Origin of the sequence: Pedobacter vanadiisoli, from assembly GCF_042684385.1 — a bacterium.
In the GTDB taxonomy this organism is placed as follows: Bacteria; Bacteroidota; Bacteroidia; order Sphingobacteriales; family Sphingobacteriaceae; genus Pedobacter; species Pedobacter vanadiisoli.
Genome location: NZ_JBHULL010000013.1, coordinates 167939 through 192675 on the forward strand (window position 1 = coordinate 167939; position 24737 = coordinate 192675).

Consider the following 24737-nt stretch of genomic DNA (forward strand, 5'->3'; position numbering starts at 1 on the left):
CTCCAAACTTAAAGCTCTCCATTCCTCTTCCGTAAAAACCACTCTGTGCCCAGTAAGATCAGCACCAATCCGAACAGCCACTTCATATTAATCAACTCATCGTACTTGCGGTCTTCATAGCTGATGGTTTTGATGTTTTCATTTTTCAGGATCTCATCGGCAATTTTGCGCAGGTTGGCAGGCATAAAGAGCTTACCGTTACTTTGTTTGGCGATGGTATTCAGCAACTGGTGGTTGGCCGTTGTTTGCTGGTATTCGGCAATTAAAGCATTTACATAAAAGCTGCCAGTAGCTGTGAGTTTCCTGCCTGCCAAAACCGTATTGGCTACGTAGGAATAATTACCTGCCGCCATTGTACCTGCATCTAATTGATAACCTGTTTCAGTTTTGGAGAAAGTATAGTTGAAAACCTTACCGGCTTCATTTTTAACCTGAAGATTCACTTCAGGCTCATTTATCGCCTGGTAACTATCATTATAAAGCGTAGCATTGAACTGGATCGATTCATTTTCATCGTAAGCTGCTTTAGATGTAAACACTTTAAACTTTCGCTTATCGTCTTTAACCGATAGGTATTGGATAGTTTTTGAAATCAAATCGCTCAAAACAGATTGCGGGGCTTCACTTTCAGCTTCAGAAAGTTTCCATCGCCATAAGCCCTCTCCCATCAGATAACCTGTTTTTAAGCCGTTTTCCGTTGCAAAAAACAACAAAGGTTGCTGAGTGCTTACTTTACCTATACGTTGGTTAAACACCGGGGTTGCGCCTGCATTGACCGTTAACCTGCCAAACGGACTAAGCAAAGGATCGAAGGACGAAAATTGCTTTTTATCTTCATCTGTAATATTGAAACTGGTAAACCCACTGGCAAAATCGGCATATACCTCCTGGATAGAGCCATTGGCTGAGCCCAAGTTGACCTGATTTTGAATTTGGTTAAAAGCATTTACATTGCTCTGTGCTCCTAAGATATACCAGATTGGCTTTTTTAAGCCTGTTAATTTCTTGAGAAAAGCAGCTGATAGGTTTAGTGCATCGGGCAGTTGATATAACACGATTAAATCAAATTTAGATGGATCTGTTGCATTTAAATCGTCGGCAATGGCAAGTTTAGCTTCGTAATGTTTGTTAAGCGAAATGGCCTCCTTTAAAACGCCCAGATCGGGATGTGGTGCAACTGCAGCCAGTAATACCTTTTGTCTGCCATCAATCACCTCTATGTAAAAAGTCTGAACATTATTTCGCGTGGTGATTTCATTTTTTAATGTGCCCAATTGAACAGTATACTTCTGTACCCCAGTTTTACCTGCATGGATCTTAACAGGGATCGTTTTAACGAAAGCATTGCCACTGATCGATAGGTTTTGCTGTTCAATCTTTGCCCCATTCTGACTAACGGTTAAAGTGGTATGCTCGCCGTCGCTTTGGAAGGCCTGAACCTGGACTTCGACAGTGAAATCATCATCCAGGTATACAATATTATTGTAATTTACATTCGAAATCAGCACATCGCGCTTCGGAATACTATCGCCCAATGCGATGGTATAAACCGGTGCATTGATCTGGTTGATGCTGTAAAGCGGATTGCCGCCATGGTTAAAAATACCATCTGTAGCCAAAATAACCGCTCCAATATTACGGTTGGTATATTCATCCTGCACTTTACGGAAAAATGCCGCTGCATCAGTTAATTTACCCTGATTTTTAAAATCGAAACCATCAGCAACCTGATCTCCAAAATGAAGGGTTTTTACCTCGTATTTGCCCGACAGTTCATCCCGTAACTTTTTAAGGTCCTGTTCGTATTGATTTTGGTCGAAACCTGCTGCTTTAATCTGGCCAACAGACAGGGAATTATCTTGTCCGATAATAATTACGGGTTTATCTAAGGTATAATTTAAGGTTTTAATAAGCGGGGCAAATATTAACCATGCAATGGTTGCCACTACTATAATACGTATTGCTGTTAAACCATACTGAAGTTTTTTATCCAGGTTTTGGTTACCACGATAAAGCAACCAGGCATACAGCACGCCTAAAGCCAAACATCCCAGAAAAGACAAAACAGAAGCACCTGAAAAAAAACCAGTCATAATTCATAAAGATGGTAATTTTAGGGAAATTTCCAAGGTTATTAACCGTAAAGAATTTATGCAAAAGGTAAAAATATACATTTGTTTAACCACTGATTGCGCTGATTTTTATACAGAAGATAACAGCGTGGCTAAACCTTTTTAAGCACCATCTCCTTATACTTCTTGCGTGGTAAAAAAAGAGAACGCTATGCGCTCTGTGGTTAATTACCTATTTTTATCCAAATCAATTTATATGAAATTAATCTGTTTAACGTTTCTGTTATCTCTAAACCTTATGGTGAATGCCCAAAACAATTTTAAAGCTACACAAATCAAATTTGAAAGAGTAGAAAAAGCATACAATGAGAAGTGGGAAACATTAAGGAAATTTGTTCAGGCTGATGGCTTTGGCGATCGGTTCTCGATGTTGATCAATGCCTACAAAAGTGAAGGTAAATTGGAAGTTTGGCTAAAGGCTGATGCCGACAAAGATTATAAACTATTCCGTACTTACGATTTCTGCGCACATTCGGGTACGCTGGGGCCTAAAGTAATTGAAGGCGATGGACAAACACCAGAAGGTTTTTACTACATTAACGTTTTTAACCCAATGAGCAATTTCCATCTTTCGTTAGGAATAAATTATCCCAATACTGTTGATAATGCCAGAACGGGTAAAGATCGAAAGCCAGGAGGAGATATTTACATCCATGGCAATTGTGTAACAGTTGGCTGTATTCCTTTAACAGACGAAAAAATTAAGGAGATTTATGTTTTAGCCGTTGAGGCCAGAAACACAGGTCAGGAAAAAATTCCGGTTAACATTTATCCTTTCAAAATGACCAATATAAACATGAAAAAATATATTACTCAATTCCCTGCGCAGGCAAACTTCTGGAAATCGTTACAGGCCGGATATTTAGCTTTTGAGCAGCATAAAATCCAACCAGAGGTGAGTGAGGTTAAAGGGATATATGTTGTAAAGTAGCGCTAAGGTTGAAATGTTCTAAAGGTTGGAATGTTGCAAAGTTCTGCTTTTAAACAAGGTAAAAGCTAAAAGGCGTAAGGTTTAGGGTAATTACCCGCCTTACGCCTTTACTATTTTATCGCTTTGGAAAGAAAACTTCCGCCTTAAACCTTATGCCTTCTACCTCCCTACAGCATCCCGCCACAAACCGATAACGTTTGTCCGGTTACATAGGCGCTCATATCAGAAGCCAGGAACACGCAAACATTAGCAATATCTTCGGTTTCACCGGCACGTTTTAACGGAATGTCTTTTTCCCAGCCTTCAACGACTTTAGGATCCAAAACATCGGTCATTTCGGTACGGATAAAACCTGGTGCAACTACGTTGGCACGGATATTTCTTGATCCGAGTTCTTTTGCAACCGATTTGGTAAAACCGATAATACCTGCTTTTGAAGCTGCATAATTAGCCTGACCAGCATTACCGGTAATGCCCACAACCGAACTCATATTGATAAATACACCTTTACGGGCTTTCATCATTACTTTAGAAGCTGCTTTGGTTACATTAAAGATTGATTTTAAGTTGATGTTGATTACATCATCCCAGTTTTCTTCGCTCATGCGCATTAACAAGCCATCTTTGGTAATGCCAGCATTGTTTACTACGATATCAATGGTTCCAAATTCGGCTACGATATCATTGATCAACTGCTCGGCCTCATCAAATTTGGATGCATCAGAGCGGTAACCTTTAACTTTAGTGCCAAAGCTTTGCAATTCCTGCTCTAAAGCCTGGCCTTTTTCTACTGATGATAAATAGGTGAATGCTACATTAGCACCTTGCTCTACAAATTTTTCCGCTATTTTACGGCCAATTCCTTTTGATGCGCCGGTAATTAATGCTGTTTTTCCTTCTAGTAATTTCATTTATTATTATAGTTTGTCAGTCTGAGCCTGTCGAAGACTCAATCTGTTATTTATTTTTGTAATTTGATAACTTCACAATTTCATCCCAATCTTCTTTAAATAATGCTTCTTTTTTCTTTCTATTCCATCCTTCACCTGCTTTTCAAAATCTATAGCATCTTCAATCTGATCAAATCTCAGGTAATACTTTAAGATTACCGGTCTCCTCGTAAAAGTATAAGCAAGCACATTTTCTCCATTGTTATGCTGGGCAAGTCTAATTTCCAGATCATTTGTTACGCCAACATAGTAACTTTTATCTGCACACTCCAAAATGTAGACAAAATAATTATATATCCTTGGCATAAATAATCTTTAGAAACATAAAGTTACTAAAAATATTCTTTGCCAAATTGTGAGGTTTAGCTGGCTTGAAATCCTTCGACAGGCTCAGGATGACAATCTAAAGTGGGCAAACTTATAGCGCCGGTTCCTGCTGGCTCAGGCAATGGAAACTACCCAATCCCCAGATAATATTAACAGAATTAATACCTACAACCCTACGGTCGGGGAAACAGCCCTGAATAATATCCAAAGCTTTCTGGTCATTCACATCATCAAAAACCGGAACAATTACCGCCGAATTGGCGATATAAAAATTAGCGTAAGAAGCCGGCAAACGCGTGTCATCATAAATTACCGGCGAAGGCATAGGCAACTCCACAATATTTAACGAACGGCCATCTTTTAGTTTCATTGCTTTTAAGGCCTCCAGGTTCTCTTGTAACAATACATAGTTTTCATCCAATGGATTACTTTCTACTACGGTTAAAACGGTATCCTCGTTTACAAAACGGGTAATGTCGTCGATGTGACCATCAGTATCATCGCCAACAATGCCATCTCCTAACCACAACACCTGCTCCTGCCCATAATATTCAAGCAAATACTGTTCTATCTGCTCCTTTGTTAAATGTGGATTGCGGTTTTCATTCAACAGACAGGCAGTAGTAGTTAAAACTGTTCCTGCACCATTAAACTCTACCGAACCACCCTCCATTACAATGTCAGGTACAAACAAAGGCAGGTTAAAGTGTTGGGCTATTTTGGTTGGCACAACATCATCCAGATCAAACGGCGGGTATTTTCCTCCCCAGGCATTATAGCCCCAATCTACCACCGCTTTTTCATTTTCTTTAACTACAAAGGCAGGTCCATGATCGCGACACCAGGCATCGTTGGTTTCATTGAAATAAAATTCAATCTGTGTTAAATCGGCATCCACTTTCTGAAGTTCGGCAATGGCAAAAGCTTTCATTTCTTCGTCTTTTACATTGATCCGCACTTTTTCGCCTTCAGCCACCACTTTTATAAACTGGCAATAGGGTTCGTAAATGGTTTCGATCTTACCCGGCCATGAGGCTTCTTTATGCGGCCAGCTTAACCAGGTGGCTTCGTGTTTAGCCCACTCTGCAGGGAAAACGTATCCTTGTTTTTTAGGAGAATAATCGAAATGATTAATATTTAAATTTTCTCTAGGAGGGAAATTTGACATCTAATTTTAATTTATAAAATGAATGGTTCGTGAAGACACGAACCATGGATTTTTAATTTATGGATTTTCACTTTATGCTTTGGTCTTTAAGCTTTCAGCTTAATCCCCGTCAAGATACCTTTTTGTAATCGGCTGATAAGAATCAATTCTTCTGTCTCTTAAAAATGGCCAGTGTTTACGGAAAAAGTCTGACTGGGTTAAATCCAGCTCCACTACTTCAGTTTCTTCCTGATCGTGCGAAGCTAAATAAAGTAAACGTCCCTGGGCATTGGTAGCAAAGCTTCCACCCCAGAATTTCATTGCGCCATCCTGTTCAAAACCAACCCGGTTTACACTCACTACCGGAACGCCATTGGCAACGGCATGCGAGCGCTGAATGGTTTGCCATGCATTGTACTGATCTTGATTGGTTTCCTCATCCTGATCAGTAGCCCAACCAATTGCAGTTGGATAAAACATGATATCGGCACCCATCAGTGCAGTAATGCGCGATGCTTCCGGATACCACTGATCCCAACAGATTAAAACACCGATTTTAGCAAATTTGGTTTGGAAAACCTTATAACCTAAATCGCCTGGAGTAAAGTAAAATTTCTCGTAGTAGGCCGGATCGTCCGGAATATGCATTTTACGGTACTTACCTAAATAAGCCCCATCGGCATCTAAAACCGCAGTGGTATTGTGATATAAACCTTCGGCACGTTTTTCGAACAGCGAAGCAATAATAACCACACCCAGTTCTTTAGCAACTACCTGCAAAGCATCGGTTGATGGGCCTGGAATAGCTTCTGCCAGGTCGAAATTATCGTAATCTTCAACATCGCAGAAGTACAGGGATGTAAAAAGCTCCTGTAAACACACAATTTGTGCACCTTTTGCAGCGGCCTCCCTTACTTTCGTAATCGCTTTATCTAAATTTTCCTGCTTATCTTTAGTACAGCTCATCTGCACCAGGCCAACTTTTACCTTCTTCATTTTTTAAAATTATTGGATGAGAGAATGAATAAATGTCTACTTTGCAGTATCATTCAACCATTCAAAATTCTATCATGCTAAACCGGCTGCAAAGTTACTATTTTGTTTAAGAGTAGAATGGCAAAAAATGTAAATGTTATTTTAAATCATCTACCATCATTTGTCACTTAAGCAAGGCACCGGTTAAAAAACACTTACTTTAACCAACAGAAAAACACAAAGTATTCCCTGTATTTCCTAAAAACAAAAGTTACATGTTTGAAAATTTTTATCCTATCTGCAAATTATTCTCCTTCTTCTCCCCCATTTTTCATTTTCATTAAAATGGCATAGGCATTTTTTGTTACCACATTACTGAGCTTTTTACTGGTTTTAATTTCTATAAATCCATCTAATGCCGTCCCAATACCTACAGGGATCATTTTATATCGCTTATTGCCAAGCTCTTCAAAAACGTAATATTTATTTTCCCATTTTACAACAGCATCTTCCGGTAAGGCATCTACTTTCGATGTGCCGATTGAAATCGCTGCGTTTAGAAATGTACCTGGCAATAATTTATTATCAGAATTTAGGATATCGCAGTGAATACTTGTGGTGCGGTCACCCTCAATATTAGGGGTGATCAAGTGAATTTTCGCAATATATTTCTTTTCAGGATCTGCAGTAGTATGGCAGATAACTTCTTGTCCGATTTTTAAGCTTGCGGCATCTCTTTCAAATACCGTAAGGTTTGCATGCAAATCGCCGGGGCGGATGAGTTCAAATAAAATATCGGTTGCATTCACAAATTTACCTGTATTTACATTAACCTTTGTGACATAACCACTGATAGGAGAACAAATTTTGACATCGCGGGTTATCGAATTTTCGTTTAGCGTTTCAGGATCAATACCAATTAACCTCAGTTTTTGGGCAAGCGCTTTTACCAAAACTTTTTGATTGTTATAATCACTTTCTGTTTGCTGGAAGATTTTATCGCTCGTTGCCTTTGTTTGATTTAATCCTTTCTGCCTGGTATAATCTGCAGCTAAAAATTTCAATCTGTTTCCCGAAGTCAGGTAATCTTGCTGGAGCTGTATATATTGCTGATCCTCAACGAGCGCTAATACTGCACCCTTTTTAACGGGCATACCCGGCAGAATAATCATTTTCTTAATGTACCCCCCCATAGGAACACTAACAGAATAGGTATTTTCTGGTGGCACATCCACCACTCCATTTACATTGAGGGTACTATGCATAGCCTTCTGCTCTATTTTACCGGTTAAAATTCCGGCATTTTTGGCTTGTTCATCTGTAAGCTGCACTTCATCTTGATTTACTGCAGCGGGTTTCTCTGCACGAACAGTTTCATTTTTACCTGCACTGTTGCAAGCCAGCAAAAATGCCAGGCCAACTAATCCGACTAATATTTGAGTTTTCATTTTATCTTATTTATCTGTGGCTGTAACACGTTCAATTTCAAAAGCTGCTTCGTTAAATTGCTGCACTTTGTTATAATATTCTACTTTAAGTTGTATAGACTGGTTAACCAGGAGCACCCAATTCAGGTAGTCAATTTCGCCGGCATTAAGCTTATCGGAGGCTGTTTTAACGATATCACCAGCATTTTTTATTGCTACCTTCCGGTAAGAGCTGAGTAATTTTTCAAGCTGGGTGTAAAGTTCAACGGCATTTATTAATTGATTATCCAAAGTTTTTTTAGTTAATGCTAATTCTTTTTCACGCTGTTGGATTAAGATACTATTGGCTTTCACACGCGAGTTTTGAGCCCCGAAAAAAACCGGAATTCCGACACCAATACTCACTGAAGAAAACCTTTTACTTTTATCAAAATACTGCTCGGCCCCAATACTATTGGTTTGCCAGCCAATAATACTCGAGTTATTATAACCGAAACTTAGAGTAGGCATCAATTTACTTTTTTCGAGTGCTTTTTGTTGCCTCGCCAACACCAATTGTTCTTCTCCCAATTTCAATAAAGGATGGTGAATCTGTTCCGGTCTGAGTAAAACCTCAGCGGAGTAAACCAGGCTATCAGCTTTTGGCAGAAAGTTTTCACTCGTATTTAATAAAAACTTGAATCTGTTTTGCAGGAGCATACCATCTGTTTTCAATAGTTCCAGCTGATTGTTAATCTGCTGCTTTTGATTTTCCGCGGTACGAAGTTCCAGCAAATCAACATCACCTGATTTAAAACGCTGCGCCGATTTATCCAGAAATGCACCATAAACACTATCAGCCCACAATAACAATTTCTGTTTTTCATTTATCAATAACAGATTATAATATGTTGATTTTACCTCAGTTTTCAAATCGAGCTGACGGGCATCTGCTTCAATTTCGCTGATGCGCAAGTTTGTTTGATGAGCTGCAAACTGCCTTGCATAAACAGTTGGAAAATCAAGTGTTTGTACTACAGAAAATTTATTGTCATTCTCCAGGCTGTTGAATTTACCATAATCAAAACCGATTGCTGTTTTCGGTGCATCAAAACTGCTTTTGGTTAGCTGTTGGTGATACTGAACGTTGGTTTTAGCAATCTGCAATGATATATTGTTTTTAACCGCGGTATCCAATGCAGCCTTTAAACTGATTGGCTTTTGAGCATTGGCATTTAAAGTGACAAAAAGTAGCACTGGCACAATAACCGCCAGGTTATTTTTCGGCTTGAAATAAGAGAACCCTTTTTCAAATAAAATATACAACATGGGTAAAACAAATAATGTTAATAAGGTAGAAATTAATAAGCCTCCAATAACCACCGTAGCAAGGGGTTTTTGAACTGCGCCACCAGCACCAGTGCTTATTGCCATCGGGATAAAACCCAATGACGGAACCAGCGCAGTCATTAAAACAGCACGAAGTTTCGATTTTGTGGCATGGATTACAATTCGTTTTACATCTGTCCAACCTTCTTTTTTTAACCGGTTAAACTCTGAAACCAATAAAATTCCATTTAATACCGCCACACCAAAAAGGGCAATAAAACCGACGCCAGCAGAAATACTGAAAGGAAGATCCCTGATCCACAAGGCAAAAATACCTCCGGTTGCAGAAAGCGGAATGGCAGTATAAATTAAAAGTCCCTGTTTAACAGAACTAAAAGCAAAATAAAGGAGTAAGAAAATTAGCAGTAATGCAATTGGTACCACAATCGCCAAACGTGATTTTGCTGCTGTCATGTTTTCAAAAGAGCCGCCATAGGAAATGGTATACCCCTTAGACAGGTTGAGTTTTTCGCCCGCCTTCTGCTGTAATTCTTCCACAATCGACTGCACATCCCGGTCCTTAACATTAAATCCAACTATAATTCTCCGTCTGGTATTTTCCCTTTGGATCTGGTTAACGCCCTCTACTTCCTTGATATTGGCAACCATACTTAAAGGTACCTGGTTACCTGACCTGGTTAAAACCATCAGGTTCTCTACATCTTGAATGTTTTTTCTGGCCGCTTCATCGAGGCGCACTACCATATCAAAACGTTTCTCTCCTTCATAAACCTGGCCTGCTACCTGCCCTGCGAAAGCAGTATTTACCACCCGGTTTACATCGCCCACATTTATACCGTATTTAGCCATGCCATCACGGTTGTATTTGATCACCACCTGAGGCATTCCTGTAACTTGTTCCTCGTAAACATTAATTGCCCCTTTTACGGTACCTATTATAGCCCCTAAACGTTTTGCGTAATGGGCGAGCGAGTCGAGATCTTCTCCGAATATTTTACAAACCACATCTTGCCTTGCACCAGTCATCAGCTCGTTGAATCGCATTTGCACCGGAAATTGAAAACCTACCGTAATGCCAGGAATTACTTCAATGGCTTTGGTCATTTTAGCACTCAACTCAGGAAACGAACTCGCAGAAGTCCATTCTTTTTTAGGTTTTAAGATCACCATCATATCTCCTGCTTCAAAGGGCATGGGATCTGTTGGTACCTCGGCACTACCTATTTTGGTTACTATTTTCTGTACTTCAGGAAACTTATCCAATAGAATTTTAGAGGCTTTTTGGGTATTCTCAATAGTATTATTCAGATTACTACCGGTAAGCAAACGGGTTTCAACTGCAAAATCGCCTTCTTCTAACTGTGGAATAAATTCGCCACCGAGAGTGCCCATCACAAAAATGGAGATCGTGAATAATGAAAGCGTAACCACTAAAATAGTTTTCGGGAAAAAGAGTACTTTATTTAAGATGGGCTGATATTTTCTCTCTATCCAGGCCATCAGCCTGTCGGTTAAATTTTTCTTGTGGCTGATTGTTTTATTCAGGCATAGCGCCGACATCATCGGAACATAAGTGATGGATAAGAGAAATGCCCCGAGAATAGCAAATGCAATTGTCCAGGCCATGGGTTTAAACATCTTACCTTCAATACCTTCTAAAGATAGAATTGGGAGATAAACAATCAGAATGATAATCTGACTAAATACTGCTGATTTAATCATCGATCCGGTTGATTTTTCCACCTCGGTATCCATCTGGTTTTGGTCTATTTTACTGAAAGCCCTAAAGTGCTTGCTGTGTGAAAAGCGGTGAAGAATTGCTTCTACAACAATTACGGAACCATCTACAATTAAACCGAAATCGATAGCCCCAAGAGACATCAGATTTCCACCCACCCCAAACCTATTCATCAATATTATAGCGAAAAGCATGGATAGTGGAATAACGGAAGATACAATCAAACCTGCACGAAGGTTTCCCAAGAAAAACACAAGTACAAAAATGACGATCAGCGCACCTTCCATCAAGTTGGTTTCTACTGTACTGATAGCGTTATCGACCATTTTTGTTCTATCGAGAAAAGGCTCGATCACCACGCCCTCAGGAACCATTTTTTGAATTTGCGCAATTTTATCTTTAACCCTTTTCACCACAACAGAAGAATTTTCACCCTTTAACATCATCACAACAGCACCTGCAACTTCACCTTGGGCGTTATAAGTCATTGCGCCATAACGTATTGCCGAACCATACTGCACCTTGGCAACCTGCCCCATTAAAACAGGCATTCCGTTATCAAGCGTTTTCACAACAATCTTTTCAATATCGGCCAAATTTGTTGTTAATCCTTCACTTCGGATATATAAAACAGTTGGCCCTTTTTCAATGTATGCACCCCCTGTATTTTCATTGTTCTTTTCCTGGGCGTCGAATATTTCAGCAATGGTAAGGCCGTAAGCTTTAAGTTGGTCTTGCCTCACAGCAACTTCATATTGTTTTAACCTACCTCCAAAGCTTGATACCTCGGCAACTCCCGGAGTACCCAAAAGCTGTCTTCTAACAATCCAATCCTGAATGGTACGCAAATCCTGTTCATTAAATTTTCCTTCGTAACCCTTTTTAGGCCGAACCACATATTGATATATTTCGCCCAAACCAGTAGAAACAGGGGCCATGGCAGGAGAACCTATTCCCTGCGGAATTTCTTGCTGTACCTGTTGCAGGCGTTCGGCAATCTGTTGCCTTGCCCAATAAACATCGGTTTCTTCATTGAATACAATGGTAACCAAAGAAAGTCCGAAACGTGAAAAACTCCTGATTTGCTTGAGCCCCGAAATACTACTGCAGGCTTGCTCAATAGGAAAGGTAATCAGACGCTCAATATCAGGTGCGCCTAAAGATGGAGAAACAGTGATAACCTGCACCTGGTTGTCGGTAATATCAGGAAGAGCATCTATCGGTAATTTTGTAACCTCGTAAGCACCCCAACCAATAAGTGAGCATACAAACAAAGCAATGATCAGTTTATTCCGAATGGAAAAACCGATAATTTTATTTAACATAATGGCTTAAATTAAAATAACAGACATATCCAGAAGCCATTGGAAATGGGTTCTGAAAAACTTTTATAAAGAAATTTTAAGCCAGTGAAATGGGTGGGCGAAACAGACTTCCGAAATCAGGACTACTGTAACTGTTTGCGTAATCGAAAGTTTTTTTGGTGTAAATATTCAGGCATATTACCTTCAGCATTATAAATTTTTCTGCCGGCACGCCTACAGAAATAATATGGTGACCATCAATTTTTTTGAAAGGAAGTTTCATGTCTTCGTCATCATCATTATCATTCGGATCTTGACCTAAGTAATGCATTTCAAGAAAATCGATGAAGCTTATTTCAGCATTTTGCTGATGATGCTGTAAAAAATGAAGAACAAGTTGAGGTGCCTTTACAACTTCGCGAACGGAGGTGTTAAAAATGAGTACCGGTAAAAGCAGCAGAAGGACAACTTTATTCACGTGGCAAAGATAATAAAGCAATAAAATAATTCAAACCTTCACATCTATTATGTCTGTTACTTTGCCAAACACTTACAAAAGAGCACTATTACAGCAATAATGAGAAAATCTTCATAAAAAGTTAAAAAATAGAAATACCGGTCAATTGAAATATCAGGTCAAAAGCAGGTATTAAAAAAACATAAGATAAAAAGAAAGCGGATGAACATTTAAGATCTGTTCACCCGCTTATTTAAAACATTTTAAGGATTAATATTATCCTTTTTAGGTTTTTGTTTTGTTTCTACAATTTCTGCTACGGCAACTACCTCTTTACGTTTTTCAGGGTCCATTAATTCCATCAGTTTTAAACCCAGCAAGCCATCCATCGCCGACCCTCCATGGTTACCCCCATTTCCACCAATCAGTACATCAGGAATCAGTTTTACATTTCCTTTCGATAACTCTTCGGTAATTTTGTAACGGGTAAAGTTTTCGCCACCCAAAGCCTTAACGGCAAGTTCGTAAGCTTCGGCAGTAGATTTACCTACCGCTAAAATTTTACCTGCTTCGGCACTACCGGTTAACGAAATCTGTTCAGCCTCTGCTGCTGCACGTAATTTAATCGCTTCCGAATCAGCCTGTGCACGTGCTTTTGTAGCTTCAGCTTCGGCATGTGCCCGCATTTTGGTAGCTTCGGCTTCAGCACCTACAGCCAGTTTTACCCCAGCTGCATCACCTTCCGATTTTTTTACCGTTGCACTTGCTGTACGTTCGGCAATTTCAACACTTTGCTGTGCTTTTACGATATCTTTCTGCATATCGGCAATGGCGGTTTCTTTTTCCATACCCTGGCGCGTTTCCTGGGCCTGTTTTTGCGTTTCATAAGTCACCTTTTGCTCCTCAGCAATTTTACGGTCGGTTAAGGTTTTCATTAACGATTCTGGTGGCACAATGTCGCCAATTAAAGTATCTACCGCATTCACGTTGTACTCGTCAAGCACTTTACGAATATGCTCTTTAGCCGACTCCTGACGCTCTTTACGGGTACTGAGGAAGGCAATTACATCGCTGCCCTGCGCCGAGTTACGGAAATAGTTACCAATTGTAGGCTCCAATACCTGCGAAACCAGGTTAACCATATTACCAAAACGGGCAATTACTTTTGGTGCCTCTGTGGTAGGTACGTGAATAATCTGTGCCACATCCAGGTTAAAAGGGAAACCATCTCTTGAACGTACCGTAATGGTTGACAGATTTTTATCAAGGTTATGTGCCTCGCTGCGTGCCGATGCCCAATTTAATACCAAATTGGTAGTAGGCACCAGCTCTACCTTCATAATGTATTTGTTAATCGGGTATTTTCCCGGCCCAAGTGGTTCCAGCCATACCCCTTTCGATCCTTTGGCCACAATATTACCGTGTTTAAAATCAGCACCGGTTAAATCGTCGCCTTCTTTACCAATAAAAGAGATCACCACGCCTACATAACCAATGGCAATTTCGGTCATGGGTATTTCTTCTAACTGGATAGCCCAGGGGTTTAAATTGTACGAACCAGCTAGAATAACCTGCGGCTGCAACCCCCTGTTACCACCCTGTTTTACAAAGGCATCAAAATCCTGAAAGTTATTGTGTCCTTCTACCAGTTTGCCCGCAATCTGGTTGGCTTCAATAGGTAAACCATCCAGGGTCGTCACAATGCCTACCATGCTTTCCTGAATGCGGACCATATCGGTAACCGAGACCTGGAATAACATGGTATTAATCCGGTACGAACCGGAAGTGATATAAGCGGTTTGCCTACCCCGCTGACCACCGTTCTCGAGGAATTTAACCGCATCCTGGAAGTTATCCGACTCTACTTTTTGCCCCAGGATATTCCCCGTCGGAATTTCGGCCCCGTCTTTAGCCATAATCAAACCGATTTTACCTTCGGGGATAATGGTGAACTGCTCCATGGTTACACTGTATTGCCAGAACCACATCCCGAAATATAATCCGGGAGCCAGTGTTTTTCCCTGGAAACCTGCTTCGCCTTTAATGGCGATAATGCGTCCATCGGGTAATTCGCGATCGGAGCCTAAGAGCACGAATTTTTTGGTAATCAAGCCGATCCTGTCTTCGGGTACGATGACCATCCCGAATAAGAAACGTAAAATATATTTGTATAAAACTAAGCACAACAGTGCCACTAAAACCCACCAGTAATTTGAAATGAGCGATTCCATAATTTATATGTTTTTTATGTTTTTTTTTAGCCTAATAAACCATTTATTAAGCATGCTATTGACATCAAATTATGTGCTTTGTTACCAGATTTAACAGTTATTTTTAAGAAATTTTTATTTGATTTTAAGGCCCAAAAGAAGCTTCAAGAAACACGATTACAGAAGTGCAAACTGCAGATGACATTTTTAGCAATTGCTTAACCAAACGCTTATAAATAGCCAAAAACGGCCTTTTTCTTTTTACCTGGCAGCTCCAGAAATTTTAATTGTACTTTTAACAATTAAAAGAAAAAAAGCTGTCCTTTTTTGGACCTATGGAATTGACCTGATTGGGGTACACCTGGCTTGATACTGCCACTAAGGCAAGAAGATTATGCTCCGATTTCGGTTCTGTATTCCTGTTGCAGTTCGAACAGGCATTTGGCGCATAGGCAGCCATCGTACAGCTCAGAAATATACTGCACTTCATTGATGCTGAGTTGCACCACACTACACTGGCATTTGGTATATGAATTTGCCTTGCACTCAATAGCAGTTCCGCATCTTTCGCAGGGAATGATTTCGTGTTTGCTCTGTTTCAAGGTTGAAGGCATAAGGTATATGGTTTAAGGTAAAACCTATTGCATTACAAAAATATAAACAAAAAATAAGGTTTTGAGCGTTTGCCCAAAACCTTACGATATAATTAGATTCGTCATCCTGAACTTGTTTCAGGATCTATATTATACAGATGCTGAACTAAATTCAGCATGACGACTGTACAAGATGAGGTTACCCTGAACAGCTAATGCAACCTTCTTCCATGGTACAAACCGGACCGGTGATGATTTCTTCAGCAACCTGATCTTGTGGAATTTCGGCAGGAATAACCGCTTCAATTGCTTTACCGCCCTGGTTCTCTACTGTAAATTTAACCGCTTGCGAAGCTGCTTGTGTACGTAGATAGTACATACCGGTTTTCAAACCTTTCTCCCATGCATAGAAGTGCATTGAAGTTAATTTTGAAGTATTCGGTGCGTTTACGAACAGGTTTAACGATTGCGACTGGCAGATATAGGCACCACGGTCGGCAGCCATATCGATGATATTACGCATCTTAATCTCCCAAACAGTTTTGTACAGTTCTTTAATGTAATCAGGAATTTCAGGAATAGCCTGGATTGAACCGTTAGCCAATATGATTTTGTTTTTCATATCGTTGTTCCATAAGCCCAGGGCCACTAAATCTTTCAATAAGTGTTTATTTACTACCACAAACTCTCCACTCAATACACGACGGGTGTAAATGTTAGAAGTATAAGGTTCGAAACACTCATTGTTACCTAAAATCTGAGAAGTAGATGCAGTTGGCATTGGTGCAACCAATAATGAGTTGTATACGCCATCTTTAACTATCTTTTTACGCAATGCATCCCAATCCCAACGGCCGCTGTCTGGTGTTACATTCCACAAATCGAACTGGAATTTACCTTTTGATAGTGGAGAACCTTTAAATGACTGGTAAGGACCATGTTTCACTGCCAAATCATGTGAAGCCGACATCGAAGCGAAATAAATGGTTTCGAAGATATCTTTGTTTAGACGTTTGGCCTCGTCGCTTTCGAAAGGTAAACGCAACAGGATAAAGGCATCAGCTAAACCTTGTACACCTAAACCAACTGGCCTGTGGCGCATGTTAGAGTTTTCAGCTTCCTGAACCGGGTAATAGTTGTGATCGATGATCTTGTTCAGGTTTAAAGTAGCCTGGTAAGTTACATCGTATAATTTTTGGTGATCGAAAGCACCATTGATTACGAAACGTGGTAAAGCAAGCGATGCCAAGTTACAAACTGCAACTTCATCTTTTGAGGTATACTCTATAATTTCGGTACACAGGTTAGAACTTTTAATGGTTCCTAAATTCTGCTGGTTAGATTTGCTGTTCGCTGCATCTTTAAACAACATATATGGTGTACCGGTTTCAATCTGCGAATCTAAGATGGCAAACCAGAGTTCCTGGGCTTTAATGGTTTTACGGCCACGGCCTTCGGCTTCATATTTAGTATATAAATCTTCAAATTCCTTACCAAAACAATCTGCTAAACCTGGTGCTTCGTGCGGACAGAATAAAGTCCAGTCGCCATTATCTTTAACACGTTGCATAAACAAATCGTTGATCCAAAGTGCATAGAATAAATCGCGCGCGCGCATTTCTTCTTTACCATGGTTTTTACGTAAATCTAAAAACTCGAAAACATCAGCATGCCAAGGCTCTAAATAAATAGCAAAAGCACCCTTACGTTTACCTCCACCCTGGTCTACGTAACGGGCAGTGTCGTTAAATACGCGCAACATCGGGATAATACCATTGCTTGTACCGTTGGTACCACCAATATATGAACCGGTTGCACGGATGTTGTGAATGCTTAAGCCGATACCACCTGCACTTTGCGAAATTTTAGCGGTTTGTTTTAACGTATCGTAAATACCTTCGATGCTGTCATCCTGCATGGTTAACAAGAAGCACGACGACATTTGAGGCTTTGGTGTAGCGGCATTGAACAACGTTGGTGTAGCATGCGTAAACCAACGTTCGCTCATTAAGTTATAGGTTTTAATAGCGCTCTCGATATCTTCTTTGTGGATACCAACAGAAACACGCATAAATAAATGCTGAGGACGCTCAACAATTTTATTATTAACCTTTAAAAGGTATGATTTTTCTAAAGTTTTAAAACCGAAATAATCGAAACCGAAATCGCGGTCGTAAATGATAGAACTATCTAAAATCTCTGCATTCTTTTCAATAATCTCATAAACATCATCAGCGATAAGTGGAGCTGCTTTCTGCGCTTTCGGGTCGAAATATTCGTACAACATTTTCATCGTACCCGAGAATGATTTAGTGGTGTTTTTATGCAGGTTGGAAACCGCAATACGCGAAGCTAGCAAAGCATAATCAGGATGCTTGGTGGTTAACGATGCAGCAGTTTCAGCAGCAAGGTTATCCAGCTCAGAGGTAGTTACCCCATCATACAAACCTTCTATTACCTTTTTGGCCACATCAATCGGGTCTACAAGGTCTGAATTTAAACTATAGCACAACTTTTGAATGCGGGCTGTGATTTTGTCAAATTGCACCGCTTCTTTGCGGCCATCTCTTTTTAGTACGAACATATTTTTATGAGATTTAAGTTTTATATCAAGAAGCGAAAATCAAGTATTAAGAAGGATTCCGCTTTTATAATTTCTGTTTATTTTTTCTCGCTTTAAGATTGCTTCGTTCCTCGCAATGACGACATGCTAAGGCTTTCTGCTTTGGTCTTTTTGCTTTATGCTTTCTTTAAAAGTCTTCATCTAAAGAAAACGCCTGTGCTTTATTATCAGCTGCGGTTAATACCCCACTTTTCTGATAGTCGCCAACACGTTTTTCGAAGAAATTGGTCTTACCCTGCAAGGAGATCATTTCCATAAAATCGAAAGGATTGGTTGCATTGTATATTTTTTTGTAACCTAATTCCTGCAACCATCTGTCTGCAACAAACTCGATATACTGGCTCATTAATTTTGCATTCATTCCAATCAGGGCAACCGGTAATGCATCGGTAATAAATTCTTTTTCAATTTCAACCGCATCACTAATAATGCCATGCACCTGTTCTTCGCTCAATTTGTTGCTCAACATGCTGTATAACAGGCAGGCAAATTCGCAGTGCGAACCCTCATCTCTCGAGATCAGTTCGTTACTGAAAGTTAAACCAGGCATCAAACCGCGTTTCTTTAACCAGAAGATTGAGCAGAAACTCCCGCTGAAGAAAATACCTTCAACCGCAGCAAAAGCCACTAAGCGCTCTGCAAAAGTTCCGTTATCAATCCAGCGTAAAGCCCACTCAGCCTTTCTTTTTACTGCCGGAACAGTATCAATGGCATGGAACAAACGGTCTTTTTCTTCAGGATCTTTAATGTAGGTATCGATTAATAAGGCATAGGTTTCTGAATGGATGTTTTCCATCATGATCTGGAAACCATAAAAACAACGCGCTTCGGGGATCTGAACTTCACTCATGAAGTTTACTGCAAGATTTTCGTTTACAATACCATCACTGGCGGCAAAAAAAGCTAAAATGTGAGATATAAAATGTCTTTCCCCATCGTTAAGGTTTTCCCAATGCTTCAGGTCGTCAGAAAGGTCGATTTCTTCGGCAGTCCAGAAACTGGCCTCTGTTCTTTTATACATCTCCCAAACTTTCGGATACTTGATTGGAAGAAGCACAAACCTGTCTTTGTTTTCTTGTAGTAATAATTCCTGTTCCATACGCTGACGTTTTAAAAATCTATTTTTAACAGAGCCGACGAAGACACGCATCCATCAATTTTATATGATGATTGTAATGTCTTTTATCAAAACGCTGTAGTGAAAGTGCTAACCCTATTACCTGACAAACAACTGAGTTTTTAGTTCGGAAAATTTAAAAATGTAATCTGAGAGATATACGCATAAATTACTAAAAACTAAGCTTTTATATTTGTTTTCAAGTGCAAGAAGTTAAAGAACTTTGTTATAACAAATATATATACGACAGTGGTTTTTAGTGAACCAAAGTTGTTAACACCCTCCCCGATTGTTGGGCAAAAACGATCAGCCAAATCTCATTTTCAAGCCAAAAAAAAGCTAATCATTTAATTTCAAGCACATAACAAACAAAAACAAGTGTTAATAACTTAAATTTAAGGAGAGTTTTAAGCCCAAAATAGAGCTAAAAGGAATACTATTCGACCGTATAACTGAGGTTAACTTTAGCAATACCTTTGCGGTAAATACCAATCTGTTTAGCAGCCCTTTCTGACAGATCGATGGCCAGCCTTTTAGAGAAAGGGCCCCGATCATTTACCTTTACCACTACCGATTTTCCGTTAGCAGGATTGGTTACAGTAACCATTGTACCAAATGGCAGGGTGCGGTGTGCAGCGGTGAGTTTTTTTGCCCTGTAGCGGGCGCCGCTCGTGGTACGGTGGCCTTCAAATTTCCGGTGATAATAAGTGGCAAGAACTGTTTTTTGAATACTGTCTGTTGCATTTACTGGCGAGGCAGCATCTTGTGCGTTACTGTGCAAAAACAAGAACAAACTACTTAATAACAGAAGATACTTCATAGGCTAAAATTCTTTATCGAGCCTGCAAATATAAGCATTTAGTTTAAAATGAAGCTGTTATTAGCATTCATCCGGTAAAACAAGGCTCTTTAACCTCTATACCGTACCATTGCGCTACCCGCAGAATCGCTGCCTAACAGCATGTCAGATAAGGTTTTTGCCTGTTGAAAAAAATCTCAGCGCAATGGGATAATTTACTTCATTTCCTGCTCTAAAACCGGAATTAAAAAGTTGGATAAGGCTGGGGTATGGTGCTCCTGCTTACTGATTTTAATCATTTTTTCGACAATATCCGGATGCTCTGCCGCCAGGTCGTTTTCTTCTTTGATGTCGCTCTCAAGATTGTACAAAGCCCACTTCGTGTTGCCTTTTAGCATATTGAGGCGTACCCCTTTCCAGTTGCCCAGGCGGATAGCCTGCTGACCACCGTACTCAGGGTATTCAAAATACAAATAAGGGTGGGTGTTTTTCTGCGGTTGCCCAAGCAAAGTAGGTAAAATACTGATGCCATCAACCTCTTTTGGGGTATTTAAACCAAGCAGGTCACAAAAAGTAGGCATCATATCCATGGTGGAAGCAATCAGATTACTGGTGCTACCGGGCTTCACTTTTCCGGGCCACGAAACGATAAAAGGTTCGCGGATACCACCCTCATGCACAAATCCCTTACCCCAGCCGTAACTGCCTTTAAACGGACCTGTACTGTTGAAAAAAACAGGATCAACCCCGGCATTAAAGGCTACACCATTATCAGCCGAAAACAGGATGATGGTATTCTCGTACACACCTTTTGCCTTCAGCGCTTTAATCAATTCGCCCACCTGTCTGTCAAGCAGGGTAATCATAGCCGCATAGGTAGCGTGCGGGTAACGACAAGGAAAATAAGACCCATCACCAAGAAAGGGTTTTTCATCACCAAATTTCTGATGGTAATAAGCAACAAGATCTTTAGGTGCCTGCAAGGAAACATGTGGTAACGGTGTTGGATAATACAGGAAAAACGGCCTGGCTGCATTTTTATCAATAAATTTCAATGCTGCTTTGATTAAAAAATCCGGACCATAATCTTTCTGTGCATATTTCTCATAATTTTTCTCGTCCCGACTATCCAAATCTTTAGGAAAAGTAACTGTTGGCGCCTGAATTTTGTTATCTAAAGGAATCCTGTTTTCGTTTTCCCAAAGGTGACCGCTGTAATAGGTATGATCTTGACGCTGGCAGATGTAGCCATAAAAATAATCGAAACCCTGTTGCGTTGGGAAACCAGTAGTAAAAGGAGCCCCTAGCCCCCACTTGCCTACCATACCTGTAGTGTAACCCGCGCTTTTTAACATTTCTGCCAAAGTAACTGTCGAATCGGGTATTGGGTACTGCCCTTCCAGATAAGGGTTTTCTTCCATTGCTTTAAAATCCCAAACAGGTCCGCGTTCGCCCCACTCGTGGTTGCCGCGGATAAAGGCTTTTCCGGAGTTCTGGCCCGTCATTAAAATGTAGCGCGATGGTGCGCATACGGGATAAGCATAATGCTGTGTAAAGCGCATGCCACGTTTAGCCAAAGCATCCAGGTTAGGCGTTTCAATCTTATCCTGCCCATAACAGCCCAGTTCGCCATAACCCATATCATCGGCCAGGATATAAACAATATTAGGTTTGGACTGATTAGCTTTTTTCACCACTTTTTGGGCAAAGGCCGCACAAAAAGCAAATAAGCTCAGGACGAAAAGCAAGAGTTTATGTTTCATTTAGGGGTTCCTGGTATTGGTTTGTATTGATTAGTACAACTAAAATAAGGCATTCGGCAAACACCCGTATCTTTAAAAATCACGCAAACGATTGACTATTTGAATTATTACAAACGGGCACAAAAAAAGGCGTAAAGCTTATCGCCTTACGCCTCTACCTAACCCTTCTACATCTACCTTATTTCTGATCGGGCACGAAATTCATCGAGATCGAATTTACACAATGGCGTGTATCTTTATTGGTAAAGCCTTCTCCTAAAAATACGTGGCCCAAATGTGCACCGCAGTTGGCACACACAATTTCTGTACGCGAACCATCAGCATCAGGAATACGCTTTACTGCACCTTTAATTTCATCATCAAAGGCAGGCCATCCGCAATGTGCATCGAATTTGCTTTCTGAGCGGTACAATGCTGCATTGCAACGCTTGCAGGTATAGGTTCCCTTATCTGTGGTATGCTCGTATTTACCTGTACCCGGGTATTCGGTACCTTTATGTACGATTACTCTTTCTTCTTCGGGTGTTAATGGATTCCAGTTCATTTTTTTCTTTGGTATAATTGGTGTTGCTTCTTTGGTTGCCTTTGACTCATTTTTATCCTGCTTTTGTGCACAGGCCGAAAATGTAGCTACTAAAACAACAGCCGAAGCTAAAAATAGTTTATTTAACATCGTTCTCATGTTACAATATACGTTAAAACTATAGGTTTTGGTTTGCTGATTTAAGGGTTTGTATTAGTGTTTACAAAGGAATGATAAATGGATTAGAAGATTATGGTTTAAGTTGTAAGTTCTCAAGTATACGAATGCTTTCATAAAGCTTAAGGACAAAATGCGCTCAGATTTTTTTGCCACGGAAACACGAAACACACGGAAGCTGATTTTACAGAACAACATGTCGAATCTCCAAAGTTGGTTTACCGAAATTTAAAACTAAACCCACGGTACAATCTGAACACTTTATATAATTAATAGTTTGAGCTAAATCCTCGTTGGCAATTCCATTTTTAGACTTAATCTCTAATATAACTGAATCAAAAACGATAACATCAGCATAAAAGCTATGAGGTAACAAAACTTCTTTATAATAAACCGGATAAAGCTTTTCTCTTTCGTAAAAATAGCCTCTACCATCGAATTCAATGCAAAGTGCATCTTTATAGACGATTTCTAAAAAACCACATCCAAGCTCTTTATGGACATCAATAGCAGCATTAATTATTAAATCGGTTCATTTTTATAAGGAAAATTATCTTGTTTTATTTTATAATCCATAACGATAATTTTGAACTAATCTAATGATCATTCCAATATCCTCCCGTTTTTATTTCCGTGGCTCTCTGTGTTTCCGTGGCAACTATTAAAAAAATCTACCTGTTTGTCCCCTAATCTCCATTTATGGTCGATAAAGTGTAATAAAACAAAAAGCGCTCCGAACTTAATCGGAACGCTTTTCTTTATGTAAATTTAAAAATCTTACTTCGCTAATTCTTCAGCCATTGCAGCGCCGATTTCAGCAGGGCTTTCTACTACACGGATGCCGCACTCACGCATGATTTTCATTTTTGCAGCTGCTGTATCATCAGCACCGCCAACAATAGCACCTGCGTGGCCCATTCTACGTCCCGGAGGCGCAGTCTGGCCGGCAATGAAACCAACAACAGGTTTAGTACCGTGTTCTTTGATCCAACGGGCAGCTTCAGCTTCCATACCACCACCAATTTCACCGATCATGATGATACCGTGAGTTTCAGGATCGTTCATTAACAATTTCACCGCTTCAACAGTTGGGGTTCCGATAATCGGGTCGCCACCAATACCAATTGCAGTAGTAATACCTAAACCAGCCTTCACAACCTGATCTACGGCTTCGTAAGTTAAAGTTCCTGATTTAGAAACCACACCTACATTACCTTTTTTGAAGATAAAACCTGGCATGATACCAATTTTAGCTTCGTCGGCAGTAATAATACCCGGGCAGTTAGGGCCAATCAAAGTAACATCACGACCTGTAATATATTCTTTAACCTGAATCATATCCTTTGTAGGGATACCTTCGGTAATACAAACAATAACTTTAATTCCACCTTCGGCAGCTTCCATAATTGCATCAGCAGCAAAAGCCGGTGGCACAAAAATGATCGATACATTTGCACCCGTTTGATCAACGGCATCTTTAACAGTATTAAAAACAGGCTTATCTAAATGTAATTGCCCACCTTTGCCAGGCGTTACACCACCAACTACGTTTGTACCATAGGCCAGCATCTGCTCGGCGTGGTAAGTTCCTTCGTTTCCGGTAAAACCCTGAACGATAACCTTAGAATCTTTATTTACTAAAACGCTCATGTATCAATTTTTTTTGTGCAAAGCTAATATTATTGACTGGAAAGTCAAACCGAAAAGCATATTATTTGCCCCGTTTTTTCAGGATAATGTAAGGAAATCGTTTTAAGCTAAAAGGAGAAAGACTAAAGCTAAAGCGCAAAGCAAAATCAATTATCATATTACTGTTATAAAAAAGATTCTACCAGTAATCACACCTGGCTATTGGAAGAAGTTAAATTGAAGGATAAAAGACTTTCGGTAATAAACCTAAGGGACAACAGCGAACACGCGGTGCAACGGAGTAAAGCGAATGGCAGGGCTAAAGACCGCCAAGAGCTACAAACCACCCGTTTCCGAATAAAAAATTGTCTCTTTGATCAGGAAATGAGCAGTTCCGTTCCTTTGGTAAGCTTCAATCGCGCGCGCTCTTCTTTCCGACGAAAAACCGGAACCACTGTGATCCCTTAGGTTTGAATATTCTTAAAAATATTTAAGATTTACATTAAAACCTTAACGGCAGTGCTGCACTTTGCTTCGCGATCTAGGTTAAAGACCTAAAACCCGTAACAGAGCACTGCCGTTTGTT

Annotated in this window: 18 protein-coding genes; 1 reads left to right on the plus strand and 17 read right to left on the minus strand. The window is 40.0% G+C overall.

All coding sequences use genetic code 11. The annotated features are described in order from the left end of the window. Positions 1-8 precede the first annotated feature (8 nt). Positions 9-2093: a hypothetical protein gene (locus tag ACFSR6_RS16240; protein ID WP_379080694.1), complete on the minus strand. Its 2085-nt coding sequence runs from the start codon at positions 2091-2093 to the stop codon at positions 9-11. A 235-nt stretch (positions 2094-2328) separates the two neighbouring features. Here ACFSR6_RS16240 and ACFSR6_RS16245 point away from each other — a divergent pair, with 235 nt between their 5' ends. After that, the gene (locus ACFSR6_RS16245) at positions 2329-3063 is read left to right on the plus strand and encodes a L,D-transpeptidase family protein (RefSeq protein ID WP_379080696.1); all 735 of its coding nucleotides are present in this window, start codon (positions 2329-2331) and stop codon (positions 3061-3063) included. A 167-nt stretch (positions 3064-3230) separates the two neighbouring features. Here ACFSR6_RS16245 and fabG read toward each other — a convergent pair whose 3' ends face one another. The 16 genes from fabG to sucD form a co-directional block, all read right to left on the minus strand. Next, entirely contained in the window at positions 3231-3974 is a 744-nt protein-coding gene (gene fabG, locus ACFSR6_RS16250) for a 3-oxoacyl-[acyl-carrier-protein] reductase (RefSeq protein WP_379080698.1), read from the minus strand. Between the two features lie 72 nt (positions 3975-4046). After that, positions 4047-4319, minus strand: a complete 273-nt coding sequence (locus ACFSR6_RS16255; RefSeq protein ID WP_379080700.1) for a GIY-YIG nuclease family protein — start codon at positions 4317-4319, stop codon at positions 4047-4049. Positions 4320-4431: 112 nt separating this feature from the next. Further along, entirely contained in the window at positions 4432-5508 is a 1077-nt protein-coding gene (locus ACFSR6_RS16260; protein WP_379080702.1) for an agmatine deiminase family protein, read from the minus strand. Between the two features lie 99 nt (positions 5509-5607). Next, complete coding sequence (locus tag ACFSR6_RS16265) at positions 5608-6483, minus strand: carbon-nitrogen hydrolase (RefSeq protein WP_379080704.1); 876 nt, start codon at positions 6481-6483, stop codon at positions 5608-5610. 284 nt (positions 6484-6767) lie between these two features. After that, positions 6768-7910: an efflux RND transporter periplasmic adaptor subunit gene (locus ACFSR6_RS16270; protein ID WP_379080706.1), complete on the minus strand. Its 1143-nt coding sequence runs from the start codon at positions 7908-7910 to the stop codon at positions 6768-6770. Between the two features lie 6 nt (positions 7911-7916). After that, on the minus strand, positions 7917-12281 hold the full coding sequence (locus ACFSR6_RS16275; RefSeq protein ID WP_379080708.1) for a CusA/CzcA family heavy metal efflux RND transporter: 4365 nt from the start codon (positions 12279-12281) through the stop codon (positions 7917-7919). 76 nt (positions 12282-12357) lie between these two features. Continuing rightward, the gene (locus tag ACFSR6_RS16280) at positions 12358-12738 is read right to left on the minus strand and encodes a hypothetical protein (protein ID WP_379080710.1); all 381 of its coding nucleotides are present in this window, start codon (positions 12736-12738) and stop codon (positions 12358-12360) included. Positions 12739-12980: 242 nt separating this feature from the next. Beyond that, entirely contained in the window at positions 12981-14948 is a 1968-nt protein-coding gene (locus tag ACFSR6_RS16285) for an SPFH domain-containing protein (RefSeq protein WP_379080712.1), read from the minus strand. Positions 14949-15319: 371 nt separating this feature from the next. Beyond that, positions 15320-15541 (minus strand): cysteine-rich CWC family protein, encoded by a 222-nt coding sequence (locus ACFSR6_RS16290; protein ID WP_183768761.1) that lies wholly within the window; start codon positions 15539-15541, stop codon positions 15320-15322. Between the two features lie 178 nt (positions 15542-15719). Beyond that, on the minus strand, positions 15720-18104 hold the full coding sequence (locus ACFSR6_RS16295) for a ribonucleoside-diphosphate reductase subunit alpha (RefSeq protein WP_379080714.1): 2385 nt from the start codon (positions 18102-18104) through the stop codon (positions 15720-15722). Positions 18105-18270: 166 nt separating this feature from the next. Continuing rightward, positions 18271-19242, minus strand: a complete 972-nt coding sequence (locus tag ACFSR6_RS16300) for a ribonucleoside-diphosphate reductase small subunit (RefSeq protein ID WP_090771670.1) — start codon at positions 19240-19242, stop codon at positions 18271-18273. Between the two features lie 454 nt (positions 19243-19696). After that, positions 19697-20080, minus strand: coding sequence for a septal ring lytic transglycosylase RlpA family protein (locus ACFSR6_RS16305; protein WP_379080716.1), 384 nt, complete (start codon positions 20078-20080; stop codon positions 19697-19699). Positions 20081-20274: 194 nt separating this feature from the next. Further along, the gene (locus ACFSR6_RS16310) at positions 20275-21822 is read right to left on the minus strand and encodes an arylsulfatase (RefSeq protein WP_379080718.1); all 1548 of its coding nucleotides are present in this window, start codon (positions 21820-21822) and stop codon (positions 20275-20277) included. A gap of 178 nt (positions 21823-22000) precedes the next feature. Continuing rightward, entirely contained in the window at positions 22001-22504 is a 504-nt protein-coding gene (locus ACFSR6_RS16315) for a methionine-R-sulfoxide reductase (RefSeq protein ID WP_379080720.1), read from the minus strand. 202 nt (positions 22505-22706) lie between these two features. After that, positions 22707-23045, minus strand: coding sequence for a GxxExxY protein (locus tag ACFSR6_RS16320; RefSeq protein ID WP_379080726.1), 339 nt, complete (start codon positions 23043-23045; stop codon positions 22707-22709). Between the two features lie 254 nt (positions 23046-23299). Next, positions 23300-24172 carry a succinate--CoA ligase subunit alpha gene (sucD, locus tag ACFSR6_RS16325; RefSeq protein WP_183768769.1) on the minus strand — a complete coding sequence of 291 codons (873 nt, stop codon included), beginning with the start codon at positions 24170-24172 and terminating at the stop codon, positions 23300-23302. Positions 24173-24737 lie beyond the last annotated feature (565 nt).

Bases quoted from the DNA above. Each gene is read 5' to 3' on its own strand.
- ACFSR6_RS16255 (WP_379080700.1), bottom strand. From the start codon at position 4,319: ATGCCAAGGATATATAATTATTTTGTCTACATTTTGGAGTGTGCAGAT.
- ACFSR6_RS16265 (WP_379080704.1), bottom strand. From the start codon at position 6,483: ATGAAGAAGGTAAAAGTTGGCCTGGTGCAGATGAGCTGTACTAAAGAT.
- ACFSR6_RS16310 (WP_379080718.1), bottom strand. From the start codon at position 21,822: ATGAAACATAAACTCTTGCTTTTCGTCCTGAGCTTATTTGCTTTTTGT.
- ACFSR6_RS16300 (WP_090771670.1), bottom strand. From the start codon at position 19,242: ATGGAACAGGAATTATTACTACAAGAAAACAAAGACAGGTTTGTGCTT.
- sucD (WP_183768769.1), bottom strand. From the start codon at position 24,172: ATGAGCGTTTTAGTAAATAAAGATTCTAAGGTTATCGTTCAGGGTTTT.
- fabG (WP_379080698.1), bottom strand. From the start codon at position 3,974: ATGAAATTACTAGAAGGAAAAACAGCATTAATTACCGGCGCATCAAAA.
- ACFSR6_RS16305 (WP_379080716.1), bottom strand. From the start codon at position 20,080: ATGAAGTATCTTCTGTTATTAAGTAGTTTGTTCTTGTTTTTGCACAGT.
- ACFSR6_RS16240 (WP_379080694.1), bottom strand. From the start codon at position 2,093: ATGACTGGTTTTTTTTCAGGTGCTTCTGTTTTGTCTTTTCTGGGATGT.
- ACFSR6_RS16315 (WP_379080720.1), bottom strand. From the start codon at position 22,504: ATGAGAACGATGTTAAATAAACTATTTTTAGCTTCGGCTGTTGTTTTA.
- ACFSR6_RS16260 (WP_379080702.1), bottom strand. From the start codon at position 5,508: ATGTCAAATTTCCCTCCTAGAGAAAATTTAAATATTAATCATTTCGAT.
- ACFSR6_RS16275 (WP_379080708.1), bottom strand. From the start codon at position 12,281: ATGTTAAATAAAATTATCGGTTTTTCCATTCGGAATAAACTGATCATT.
- ACFSR6_RS16295 (WP_379080714.1), bottom strand. From the start codon at position 18,104: ATGTTCGTACTAAAAAGAGATGGCCGCAAAGAAGCGGTGCAATTTGAC.
- ACFSR6_RS16290 (WP_183768761.1), bottom strand. From the start codon at position 15,541: ATGCCTTCAACCTTGAAACAGAGCAAACACGAAATCATTCCCTGCGAA.
- ACFSR6_RS16285 (WP_379080712.1), bottom strand. From the start codon at position 14,948: ATGGAATCGCTCATTTCAAATTACTGGTGGGTTTTAGTGGCACTGTTG.
- ACFSR6_RS16245 (WP_379080696.1), top strand. From the start codon at position 2,329: ATGAAATTAATCTGTTTAACGTTTCTGTTATCTCTAAACCTTATGGTG.
- ACFSR6_RS16270 (WP_379080706.1), bottom strand. From the start codon at position 7,910: ATGAAAACTCAAATATTAGTCGGATTAGTTGGCCTGGCATTTTTGCTG.